This is a genomic window from Rhodococcus sp. YH1 (genome assembly GCF_009939605.1).
Lineage (GTDB): Bacteria > Actinomycetota > Actinomycetes > Mycobacteriales > Mycobacteriaceae > Rhodococcus > Rhodococcus aetherivorans.
On sequence record NZ_WVTE01000290.1, the window covers coordinates 46,919 to 58,273 of the forward strand.

Below are 11,355 nucleotides of genomic sequence, written 5' to 3' on the forward strand. Positions count from 1 at the left end.
CGCCACCCACGGCCCTACCGGACCCGCCGACCACCGAGCAAGGGAAAACCCGCCCTTGCCCGGCAGTCACCGCGCCCGGTTCACCAGGGCGCACCGACCGACCGAGGTACCCGCTCCACCACCGCCATCGAACCACCCGTTACACCCGAAAAACCGCAGGTCAGACCCATAAAACGTGTGACCGGCATCACCAGAAAAGCACCGGAAAAGCACCAATGAAACATCGAAAAATCATCAAAACAGATGTAAACTAGAGGCATGGACAAGGAAGAGATCACCGCGAAGCTCCACAACCTCGGCCGCGACATCGATGCCCTGCTCGAGAACATCTCGACCGGCAAGGACATCTCCGTAGTCCTGGCCGAGTCCCGCGACACCAAGGCCGCCGCCCGTGCCGCAGGCATGACCGAGGACGAAATCAGCGCCGCAATCGAATCCGGCCTCAGCTGACCGACCACCCCGGAAGGAAAGACGCGATGACCACTCCCGCCCCCGTCCAGACACTCGAGCTTCCCGACCAGTGGTGCGACTACAACGGCTGCACCACCGAAGCCACCCACACCGACGGCGAGTGGGTCATGTGCCCCCACCACGAGGAACGCGCCTACCGGACCACCACCTACTGGCGGCCGATCCTCCGCTGGACCACCCGCCCCGGTCCCCACTGGCCGGTCTTCATCGCCGAGTACTGATCCACACTCCGCGCCGGTGGGGAGTCACCGCGACTCCCCACCGGCGCGCACTACCGACCCGAACAGGAAACGCGCACATGCTCACCATCACGCACACCCCCACAGCAGGCACGATCATCGACGGCACCAGCAAAGGCGACGGCACCGCCCCGATCCTCAAAACCGCAGGTTGGAAATGGGGACGCAGCATCACCGCCTGGTACATCCCGCACAGCCGCGACCGCGCCCCCCACCTCGCCCGCATCGAACACACCGCCGCCGCCCTGCGCGCCGCCGGATACGACGTCGAAACCGACATCGACACCACCCTCCGCGACGGCACCGACGCCCACCACGACCGCAACGAGCGTCTGACCGACCGCGCCGCCGCCCTCGCAGCCAAGGCCGAACGCAAGGCCACCGCCGCCGACGCCGCCCACGCACGCCACCACCACGCCTGTGCCGCACTGCCCGAAGGCGGAGAACCCATCAAAGTGGGACATCACAGCGAACGACGCCACCGCCGCGCCCTCGACCGCGCCCACACCACCGCCCGCGCCGCGATCGAAGCCGACGACGCCGCCCGCTCAGCCGCCGAATCCGCCCGCATCGCCGCCCGCAGCACCGATCACCGCTACACCCCCGCAGTGATCCACCGCCGCATCGAACGACAGAGCGCCGAACTACGCAGCATCGAACGCCACCTCACCAAGTACCGCGCTGCCGGACACACCGCCGAGACCAGCAACCACATACACCAGCTCGAACTCAACAAAGCCGAACTCGAGCGCGACATCGAATACTGGACCGCAGTACGCGCCGAACAGGACGCCACCGACGGCCCCAAGCTCTACAGCCGCGCCGACCTACGCCCCGGATGCTTCGTCAACTGCTCCGGCACCTGGCACAAGGTGATCCGAGTCAACGCAAAGTCGGTCACCGTCGCCACCGCCTACAGCTGGACCGACCGACTGCCCTACGACAAGATCACCGACGCCCGCGCCGAGGACGCCCACACCCCCATCCGCCCAGGTCAGTAACCCACAATCCGGCGGCCGCGACCCCCTCGCGGCCGCCGGTCCCCACTCGCCGCGAGGACGCCATGACCGCCGAATCCCTGTTCGCCGAGTGCATCATCCCCGGATGCACACAGCCCGTCACCGACGAACTCACCCCCTGCCAGACCTGCCGCACGATCTTCGGACCCATGCTGCAAGAAGCCGACCGACCCCCGAGCTACACCGCCGCCGACCTCGCAGAACGAGACGCAGGCACCGCCGCCGCCTACCGCATGATGCGCGCACTACCCACCGCGGCCCAGCGCAACGACCTGGACACCGAGCGAGAACGCCGCACAGCCGAACATGAGAAAGCCGCAGCACAGGAGCGCGGCGAAGCCGAAAAAGCGAACCAGACCTGCTGGCTCTGCGAAGAACGACGAACCTGCCTTCTCCGTCCCCAAGGGTGGGAATGCCGACAGTGCCGCGAGATCCGCTGACACACGGCCCGAGCCGGACGCCCCTCACGGCCCCGGCTCGGGCCGCCGCCATATCCGCCACACCCCTACGGTCTGCCGCCACCGCGAGGCCGGCCGAAAACCGAACCCGAAGGAGCGGCTGCGCCGCACAGACCCCACCGCCGACCACGAGCCGACGCGAATCCCAGCGGCCCCCTGTGCACGAGCCCCACCGATAGTGTTGGATGTTGGCTAGCGTCACGCACCAGCCGACAGGACTGGAAACCCCGCGAACGCAACCAGATTCAACCCACCACCCCCACCCCCAGTGGCAGCGGTGGCCGACGGCCAGGGCATCGAGCCCTGGCCGTCGCCGTTCCATCCACCACTGACATGAAAACCGCACCTGAACAGATGCAACACCACCCAGTCCGCAACAGTCACGAAACCGCCATCCGATAAGAACCAGAAAAGCACGCTTTATGAATCAGAAGTGATGTATTATTGCATCAGGAAAGGGAGGCCATGAGTTCGAAAGTCATTCTGATCGGCAACGAGAAGGGCGGGGTGGGCAAGACCACCACCGTACTCAACGTCGGTGAAGCCCTCGCCCGTGCCGGCGAAAAGGTGCTCCTGGTCGACCTCGATCCCTCCGGCAACCTCACCCACACCCTCACCAAGTTGCAGCCCGACCTCCGCGCCGCAGCGAAAGTGACCGCCGATCACATCGTCGATATAGACCCCGAGACCCGAAAGCCTGCCGCCGAGGCAATCCTCGATGCAGTACGCCCCGGCGTCGATCTCATCGCCGCCCCCACGAACGCGGCCCACCTCATCGGCGCCGAGAAGAACATCACCAACGATCCCATCGAAGGCCCCCACGTCCTGCGGGAATCACTCGAGCCGATCCGTGACCGCTACGACTACATCCTCATCGACTGCTCCCCCACGCGAAATGCCCTCGAGATGTGCGCGCTCGTAGCCGCTGACCAGCTCATCGTCCTCAACGAAGCGCACGACTTCAGCATCGCGGCCATGCAGGGCGTGACCTCGTACGCCCAGAGCATCAAGAAGCGGCACAACAGCACTCTGTGGGTCCGCGGCACCATCCTCAACAAGGTGCAGTCCGGAACAGTCCTCGCTCGCGCCTGGACCACTCAGTTCACCGAGGCCGGCATCCCCGTTCTCGGCAGCGTCCAATCCGCCGAGGCGATCAAGAGGGCCGTCAACGACGGGGTATCCCTCGCGGACACGAAGGACGGTTGGCGTCACGTCTGGGTCTATGACGACCTGGCCGCCACCATTACTCAAAGGAAGAAGTCATGAGCGACATCCGCAGCATGTTCGACGCCGAAGCTCCCGACGAGAAGGTCCCGGCACGGGCCGCAGCACCGAAGAAGATCGTGCAGCAGCCCACCTTGACCCGGCGCACGTTCACCCTCGCCGAATCCGTCATCGACGCTGCGACCAACGCTCAAAAGGGTCTGCGCGGTGTCTACCCCGGCGCGCACGGCAGTCTCAACAGCTTCATCGAGGCCGCCATCGCCGAGTACACCCACAAGCTCGAAGAGGAATACAACGGCGGCGAGCCCTTCCCCGAGGTGGAGAAGGTGCGCCGGCGCAAAGCCCGAGGCAGCAAGAACGACAGCACCGACGAGGACTGACCGCACCACAGTCCAACCGTTGAAGGCCCCGACCTCCTGGTCGGAGCCTTCGGTCTATGCAGGGTCCCGCCTACGGGCACAGAAACTCCCGGCCCGACCCACATCGCTCTACCGATCCCCGGGGGCTCCGCCCCCGGACCCCTGTCCCTCCCTCCCAAGGTTCCCGCTGCTCCGCGTGCACCGCGCCCGGTCGCCACCCACGGCCCTACCGGACCCGCCGACCACCGAGCAAGGGAAAACCCGCCCTTGCCCGGCAGTCACCGCGCCCGGTTCACCAGGGCGCACCGACCGACCGAGGTACCCGCTCCACCACCGCCACCGAACCACCCCGATACACCCGCAAAACCGCAGGTCAGACCCCAAAAACGTGTGACCAGCGCCATCAGAAAAGCACCGATGAAGCACCAAAAAGACATCGAAAAATCATCAAAACAGATGTAAACTTGAGGCATGAACAACCACGGGAACGACCATCGCCCCGCCGGTCTCCTGCTCGATGTCTACCGCGCCCACCACAACGGCGACTGCACCAACGGCGGTATCAGCGCCGCCGCCGACACCCTTCTTCTGGTCGGCGTCCTCGACGAGCGCCGCGCCCGCACGGGCCGCATCGCGCCACTGCCATCCGGCTGCACCCCCCACGGAGCGCGAAGCCACGTCGGCGGCCGCGAGCAGATCAGCCCCACCGTCGCCGTGCAGCTTCGCCGCTACGCCTTCATCGAAGGCAGCCATGCCGCTCTGGTCGGAGTCGAATGGAACGCCGACCATCGTCGGTACGAACTCACCGAGTCGGGGCGAGTGGTGATGTTCGGAGGCAACTACGCCGGAACCTCCGACTCGAGACTGGGCGAGCTGTCCGAACGGTATCTCGGCCACCGATCCATGATCCTGCCCGTCCACGACCGCATAGAAGACTGAACCAACGGCCCCGCCCCGGCGGGGCCGCTGTCATTGCATGGAAACCCCAGCTCAGAGCGTAAAAAGTGTGACAGCAGTCACCAGAAAAGCACGAGAAAAGAACCAAACAAACATCGAAAAAGCATCAAAACAGATGTAAACTTGAGTCATGAACAACGGAAGCACCGCCGAATTCGCCACCCTCGACCCCGCTGACCTGCTCACCGACTCCAACATCCGCCATGACCTGCGCCTGACCGATGCCTTCCGCGAGTCGATCGCAGAGCAAGGAGTTCTGACCCCCATCACCGTGTGCCGCACCGCCGCCGGACCCCTGCGCGTGCTCACCGGCCACCGCCGCACCGCCGCAGCCCTCGAGGCCGGACTGGCGCAGATCCCCGCCCTCATCGTCGGCGACGAAGGCGATGGCACCGCCGCTGCCGTCGAACGCCTCGTCACCCAGTGGAGCGAGAACGAACACCGCGCCGCGATCACCAACGGCGAGCGCCTGGCACTGTTCGAGACCCTGGCCGACCACGGACTCACCTCCACCAAGATCGCCCGTCGCACCAAGGCGCCCCGCACCGAGGTCGAGGCGGCCCTGACCCTGCGCGACACCGACCAGCGCGACGCTGTGCAACGAGGCGAGCTGACCATCGAACAAGCCGCCGCCCTCGCCGAGTTCAACGACGATCCCGCCGCCGTCCGCCGCATCGAGTGGGCCATCGGCAGCGGACGACTCGACCACGCACTCTCCGCCGAACGGTTGCGCCGCACCGAACGCAACGCCGCACTGGCCCGCGCCGAGGCGTACCTCGCAGAACACTCCATCGCCGCCGTGCCGCTCGGTGCTCTTCACGAGCGAGTGGGGGAGGGGACCAGCCATCTGGTCGAGCGCGTCACCGACGAAGAAGGCAACACGCCCGCCATCGAAGAAGTCGCCGCCCTCGGACACCTCGGGCTGTACGTCTACAGCTGCACCACCTATTTCGACCGCGAGAGCGGCGACGAGATCGACCCGGATTTCATCGTGGACGAGCTGCCCGACGGCGATGCCCGCGAAGACTGGATGATTCCCCGCGAGAACGTCGTCGAAGACCACGAGACCACGCTGTACTGGCACGTCGTCAATATCGAAGACACCCCCTGGCGCACCTGGTGGGGACACCGCCGCCCCGCCGAGTCCGAACAGGAACAGAGTGCCGAGGACCGCGCAGCTCAGCGGCGCGAAGTGATCGAGAACAACCGCGAATGGCGAGCCGCCACCGAGGTCCGCCGCAAGTGGATCGCCCAGCAGACCACCCGCAAGACCGCCCCCAAGGGCACCGCCTCATTCATGGCAACAGTGCTGAGGAAGTGGCCCCAGATCCCCGCCGCCTATCACGCCCGCACCCTGGCCGAACAGATGCTCCCCACGTCCGACACTCTCGCGAAGCTCGCCAGCGCCACCGACCCCCGCGCCCTGGTCCTGCTGCGCGCCCACATCCTCATCGCCCTCGAGTCCCAGGTCGGCGTCGAGCACTGGCGCAAGCCCACCGACCTGTCGCAGTTCTACCTGCGCGCCGTCGAAGCCCAGGGCTACACCCTCGCCGACATCGAGCGCCGCGCCGCCGGACTCGACCCCCTCGACGAGCAGTAACGCCCCTTCCGGTGGGCCGGTCGTATCGGCCGCCCACCGGGCCGGACCACTCGCCGGGTGCCGGCCTCCGGCACGCATGGCCGTCGACCGGGGCATCGAACCCCGGTCGACAGCTCTGGCACGGCCCTCATCTATTCATCACAAAAGAATCAAAAAACAACCATAAAATCATGTAAAAATCATCGAAAAGGCTTCACAAAGCATGTCAATTAAGCGACAATGGACGAGTGCCTGGGTAAACCCCGTCGAGCCGAAGGAGCGTCGCAATGATCGTCTGGACCGTCACGCTGGCCGCGCCCACCGTCGCGCGCTCCGATTCTGGCTGCACCTTCACCCTCGCGGCCGCCGCCTCCGACGCCGCCGAAGCAGCGCGCACGCTCGCGCTCGCTTACGGTGCGCCCGCCGGTAGCGCAGTCACCATCACCATCGACGGAAGCGTCATCGCTCGCGCCGTCATCGGCCATTCGGCCATCGGCCACCCCGACCCGACTCCCGTGCTCGACATCGCCGACGCCCTCGACGAACGGATCAGCGCATGACCGTAACCGACCAGACCGATCTCGACCGCTACCTCAGCGCCGACGAGTGCGCGCCCCCAGACGCCGACACTGAAACCCTGCTGCTGTGCGCGCTGCTGTTCTCCACCCGCGCCGCGGCCGCCGGCATCGTGGACCTGCTCACCACCGACGACTTCCACCAGCCACTCCACGCCGAATTGTTCGACGCCATCGCCGCACTGATGAGCACCGGCCAACCCCACGACCCCGCAATGGTCCTGGCCCACCTTGAGCGCCACGGCCAGCTCGCCAGTCACCACGGCCGCCGACTCGCCTACGCCCTGACCGCCGCCACCACCGCCGGTGCCGACCCCACCGCCGCGCCCTACTACGCCCATGCCGTCATCAGCGCCGCTTACCGCCGCAGCTTTCGCACCGCCGGAGCCGCCATCACCGAAGCCGCCGAAAACCTGCCCGAGCACGACCTGTTCGACCACATGGTCGCCATCGGTCGCACTCAACGCACCGCCACCCGCCGGCTCGAGCACGTTCGCGCCCGTATCGGCGCTACGCCTACCGTCGGAAACATCAAGTAGACATGGCGATGGGGGAGGGGAGCCTGCCTCCGCTCTGACAGTCCGACGCTCGCGAGGGGGAAACCATGACCGACAAGGAAAACCACGATCAGACACTCCGAGAGATATTCGCCCCACACGGCGAAGAAGCTCTCAAGAACCACATTGCCCAGAACATCCGCGCTGCCAACGCAATGGCAGGCAAGTTCGACATCGAAGACCCCTGCACAATCATCGACAGGCTCGAGGCCGGTGAAACGCTCGACGATCTGATCAACGAGCTCCTCCCGCACAGCGAGGACGCGGAGTGACCGCATCGGCCGCCGAATCCGAGGGCTACATCCCCGGAACCGACGTCCGAATCAACCTTCTCGGCATCACCGATGCACGCCTACTCGAACGCATCGAGGACCGAGCCTTCGCGGCTGGGATGTACGAGTTCGCGCAGGTCCCATCGCCCGAGAAGTTCACCGGCGATTTCCTGCGAGAGATCCACCGGCGCGGTTTGTATCGCGTGTACTCATGGGCCGGCCAGTACAAGACCGTGGCCACCACGCAGGGGAACCTTCCGATCACGCACTCGAGCCCGGAGGACGCCGCCACCGACGTCGAGGAACTGTTCGCCGACCTCGCCGACGAGAACAACCTGACCGGACTCGATCACCGCACCTTCGTCAGCCGCCTCGCCGACTACTGGGCACGCATGACGGAAATCCATCCCTTCCCCGACGGAAATTCTCGAAGCCAATTCGAGCTGTTCCGGCGCGTCGCCATCAAGGCCGGATGGGTGATCGACACCGATCGCGTCGATCTCGCTGCATTGTCCGCAGCCCGCTACGTCACCGCGGAGAGCGGAGACCCCAGACTGCTCGCCGATGTCCTCGCGCCCGCCGTCGTGCCGGCCACCGGCTACGCACCCATCGAGCCTGCGCCCGGCCGACCCGTTTTTTCCCTGGTCAGCCACCTGGCGATGATGCGCGACTACGACCGCGACCGCAGTGGCACCTACACCGCCACTGAGACATTTCGCGAGGTAACCCGAGAGCGATCCTTGAGCGGAGCCGAACTCGACAACGCTCACGCCCTGGTCCGCATCGGCCTGAACCTGGCCGAACGCACCGACTACGGCCCCGAACACGATGCCGCCGTACGCCGGATCCTCGAGGGCACCTCCACCCTCGCCGCCGAACGCGCCGCCGCAGCACTACCCGAGCCGAACCACCGCTACAAGGACCTGTTCGACCCCGCAGCAGGCAAAAACACCATGCGCTACGACACCGGAGCCCCGGTCAACGCCTTCGACGAGCGCGACCCCGCCCGGCTGCGCCGCCTCATCACCTGGGAGTTGGCACTACGAACCGCCGACTACCTCGCCCACCGCGAAATCACCGGTGACGGCAGCGAACTACACGCAAGTGTCATCCACCGTGAGCTGCACACCGACTTCATGCCGATCATCAGCGACACTCCCGCCTACACCAGCCCGGTGATCGCCGCCCCGGACGAGGACACCCTCACCGACCCCCACCAGCTCGGACGCCACATTGCCGCCATCCAGGAGGAAACCGAAGGCGTCCAGTCAGTCGCCGTCGTACTCATGACCGACCAGCTCGTCCACGACCGCCCCGACCGCACGATCGACTGGCGCACCATCGACCCCGAAGCGCTCCGTGCCGCCACCCACGCAGCGAACTACCACGACGATCCCCCCGAAGGCATCGAACCGGACCCTGCCCTCGAGGACGCCATGCGAGTTGCCGGCAGGGAAGCCTTCGCCGCCGAACTCGCCCGCGCCACCACCACTGAGCTCCCCGCCGCCGCCCCGGACCTCGGCACCGTCGACGCCGCGCAACGGTACGAGAGGCACTGGGATGTGCTGGCCCACCGCAGCTACGCCCTGCTGGAGAATTCCCCGGAACGCAACGAGACCTACGAGCCGCTGACCACCGCAATCCAGGCGGACGAGGAACCCCGTCACGCCACGTCGACCAGGACCGACGATGCCCCAGAGGAAGCGAAACCGAATCCCGCCGACGGCGAGCCGCACCGGAATCTCACGCATGCCGACGAGGTGGGGGAGGAGCAGGGCCCGCTCTCAACAGTGAAGGCCCTCCACGGACCACCGCAGGTGCACCACACACCACCACAACCGAACAGCCGACCTCCGGCCATGCATGAACACCAACCACCCACACCCGATCTGCACCTCGGGCCGCAGCTATAGGGCCTACGAGGCGTGAAGGTGTCGGGTAGCCGAGAGAGATACGTCAGCCGCGCGCAGTGGCACTCTGCGAATCTGCTCCACAGACCGCTCAACGAATACCGCAGCAGACAGAAATGAAGAAAAAACCGAATCAGTACGAGATCCGGCTACCGCCGACCTTCCAACGTGGAGAGCAGAACGAACTTCGTACTCATCAGATCGAACGCCTCCTCGCTGTCCCCGGCGACGAGAAGTTCCCGCTCACGGGCGTGCAGCGCCGCAATTGCGGTCTCGAGGTCATCGTCGGTCATCGCATCGGCGGCGTCGCCGATCGCTCGCGTCCTGTCCTCCACGCCGCCGAGAGTAGCCACGGTGTCGTCCGCTGCACGCACAGCCCGGCAACAGAAAGGCGATGGTCCCCGGCGGAGGGCGCCGGGGACCATCCTTCGACCCGTCAGGGAATCACTCACCTGTCGGGGAACTCGTGGGATTGCAGCGGTCACCGTAGCGGAAGGGCGTATCGGCACCAAACGGGTGAAGCGAGAGCGACCGGCAGGAGGAAGGAACTTTCGGAGTCAGTTCTCGACGGCCACGAGATCGGTCAGACGCGCCGGCCACGGATACGTGAGCGGGCTGTCGGCGTCGACCTCGATCATGGCCAGGCCGGTGTCCTCATCGATGTCCTTGACGGTGAACACGAACGTGCCGCGTGTGCTGACCTTCACCTGATCGCCAGGCTTCATGGTGGTGCTGTCTCCGATCGACACGACAGAACGGGACGTGTCGTTTTCCCAGTTCACACCACAATTTCAGCGAAGCTAAATGTTCTGGATCCTGGTGGGTCGCCGCGTCTGCGATCCGGCCGGCTCGCTCGCCTCCCGAGCCGGGTCGCGGCGGCTCCTGCGTCTGTCTGGGCGGGCCACTGCACCCCGGAGAACGGTGGCCCCGTATGGGGCGGAACGAGGATTTCCGCATCGCAGACGGGTGCACAGATAGGTGCGGTGTCCGGTCGCTCCCGGGGGGCGCAGGGCTGTCGCGCAGGTGCACGGTGTCCACCCACGACCACCCGGTGGGGTCCCAGTCGGTGGCCCGTGCGGGCACCGTTTCGGTGCGCGTTCGTAGGACACCACACCGCAGATTTTCGCACATGTGTTCGACTCGGGCGTTATGGTCGGTGGGCGGCAGGTCGACGGAGGGACGCGAGAGCGGACTTCGGGAAGCATCGGCCTGCCGCATCTTTCCGCAGGAAACCCAGCGTCGAGAGCGGGAGAACCTCCGATACCGGGCACCTTCGCACCGGCCTGCACACCCGCCTCGGCCGCGGTCCCTGCCGTCCATGAGGCGGGGGGGAAGTGGGTCCGCCGGCACCGTCCTGCCCCTCGAACGACCGGGGATCGACCAGGCTGCCACCCGCGTCCTCGCGACGATGACATCGCCGGTGACCACCGCGGCCCCCCGGTCCATGGTGGAGGGAGCAGTCGACGAGGTGCCCGGGGGCGCGGAAGCCTCCGGGAGGTGCGCCGACGGCAGGGGCCGATGTTCTGGTCGGAGCATCGATCCCCACCATTCGTAACGTACGTATCATGATACGTACGTTACGAATGGTGTTACGATGCTGGATACGGAACGTCATCGGGTCGGGAGGGCGAGGTCATGGCCGAGGAAGCCAGAGGGGGACGGCGCCGCGAATACGCCACCGACGCCGAGCGGGTACGGGCCTGGCGGCAGCGCCAGAAAGACAAGGCCCGCGCCC

Annotated in this window: 14 protein-coding genes; 12 read left to right on the forward strand and 2 right to left on the reverse strand. The window is 66.3% G+C overall.

All coding sequences use genetic code 11. From position 1 onward, the window contains the following. Nucleotides 1–258: 258 nt before the first annotated feature. The 12 genes from AIIKEEIJ_RS30800 to AIIKEEIJ_RS30855 all read left to right on the forward strand — a co-directional run bounded on the left by AIIKEEIJ_RS30800 (nucleotide 259) and on the right by AIIKEEIJ_RS30855 (nucleotide 9,623). Nucleotides 259–450, forward strand: coding sequence for a hypothetical protein (locus AIIKEEIJ_RS30800; protein WP_006947253.1), 192 nt, complete (start codon nucleotides 259–261; stop codon nucleotides 448–450). 26 nt (nucleotides 451–476) lie between these two features. Further along, complete coding sequence (locus AIIKEEIJ_RS30805; protein ID WP_029547350.1) at nucleotides 477–692, forward strand: hypothetical protein; 216 nt, start codon at nucleotides 477–479, stop codon at nucleotides 690–692. A 77-nt stretch (nucleotides 693–769) separates the two neighbouring features. Next, nucleotides 770–1,711, forward strand: a complete 942-nt coding sequence (locus AIIKEEIJ_RS30810) for a DUF3560 domain-containing protein (protein ID WP_043797410.1) — start codon at nucleotides 770–772, stop codon at nucleotides 1,709–1,711. A gap of 62 nt (nucleotides 1,712–1,773) precedes the next feature. Beyond that, nucleotides 1,774–2,169 (forward strand): hypothetical protein, encoded by a 396-nt coding sequence (locus AIIKEEIJ_RS30815; RefSeq protein WP_048774146.1) that lies wholly within the window; start codon nucleotides 1,774–1,776, stop codon nucleotides 2,167–2,169. Between the two features lie 483 nt (nucleotides 2,170–2,652). Beyond that, nucleotides 2,653–3,453, forward strand: coding sequence for a ParA family protein (locus AIIKEEIJ_RS30820; protein ID WP_029547347.1), 801 nt, complete (start codon nucleotides 2,653–2,655; stop codon nucleotides 3,451–3,453). Beyond that, the gene (locus AIIKEEIJ_RS30825; protein WP_043797407.1) at nucleotides 3,450–3,791 is read left to right on the forward strand and encodes a hypothetical protein; all 342 of its coding nucleotides are present in this window, start codon (nucleotides 3,450–3,452) and stop codon (nucleotides 3,789–3,791) included. The genes AIIKEEIJ_RS30820 and AIIKEEIJ_RS30825 overlap by 4 nt, the downstream gene beginning before the upstream one ends. Nucleotides 3,792–4,241: 450 nt before the next feature. Continuing rightward, nucleotides 4,242–4,709 (forward strand): hypothetical protein, encoded by a 468-nt coding sequence (locus AIIKEEIJ_RS30830; RefSeq protein WP_161995627.1) that lies wholly within the window; start codon nucleotides 4,242–4,244, stop codon nucleotides 4,707–4,709. A 148-nt stretch (nucleotides 4,710–4,857) separates the two neighbouring features. After that, on the forward strand, nucleotides 4,858–6,327 hold the full coding sequence (locus AIIKEEIJ_RS30835) for a ParB/RepB/Spo0J family partition protein (protein ID WP_119699179.1): 1,470 nt from the start codon (nucleotides 4,858–4,860) through the stop codon (nucleotides 6,325–6,327). A gap of 266 nt (nucleotides 6,328–6,593) precedes the next feature. Then, the gene (locus AIIKEEIJ_RS30840; protein WP_059175158.1) at nucleotides 6,594–6,866 is read left to right on the forward strand and encodes a hypothetical protein; all 273 of its coding nucleotides are present in this window, start codon (nucleotides 6,594–6,596) and stop codon (nucleotides 6,864–6,866) included. After that, the gene (locus tag AIIKEEIJ_RS30845; protein WP_059175159.1) at nucleotides 6,863–7,420 is read left to right on the forward strand and encodes a DnaB-like helicase N-terminal domain-containing protein; all 558 of its coding nucleotides are present in this window, start codon (nucleotides 6,863–6,865) and stop codon (nucleotides 7,418–7,420) included. Before AIIKEEIJ_RS30840 ends, AIIKEEIJ_RS30845 begins: the two co-directional genes overlap by 4 nt. A gap of 65 nt (nucleotides 7,421–7,485) precedes the next feature. Next, nucleotides 7,486–7,710, forward strand: a complete 225-nt coding sequence (locus AIIKEEIJ_RS30850; RefSeq protein ID WP_059175160.1) for a hypothetical protein — start codon at nucleotides 7,486–7,488, stop codon at nucleotides 7,708–7,710. Beyond that, nucleotides 7,707–9,623, forward strand: a complete 1,917-nt coding sequence (locus AIIKEEIJ_RS30855) for a Fic/DOC family protein (protein WP_119699177.1) — start codon at nucleotides 7,707–7,709, stop codon at nucleotides 9,621–9,623. Before AIIKEEIJ_RS30850 ends, AIIKEEIJ_RS30855 begins: the two co-directional genes overlap by 4 nt. Before the next feature lie 146 nt (nucleotides 9,624–9,769). Here AIIKEEIJ_RS30855 and AIIKEEIJ_RS30860 read toward each other — a convergent pair whose 3' ends face one another. Together AIIKEEIJ_RS30860 and AIIKEEIJ_RS30865 are read right to left on the reverse strand one after the other, a co-directional pair. Next, nucleotides 9,770–9,955: a hypothetical protein gene (locus AIIKEEIJ_RS30860; RefSeq protein WP_119699176.1), complete on the reverse strand. Its 186-nt coding sequence runs from the start codon at nucleotides 9,953–9,955 to the stop codon at nucleotides 9,770–9,772. Nucleotides 9,956–10,177: 222 nt separating this feature from the next. Continuing rightward, nucleotides 10,178–10,369, reverse strand: a complete 192-nt coding sequence (locus AIIKEEIJ_RS30865) for a hypothetical protein (RefSeq protein WP_059175162.1) — start codon at nucleotides 10,367–10,369, stop codon at nucleotides 10,178–10,180. Nucleotides 10,370–11,355: the final 986 nt, after the last annotated feature.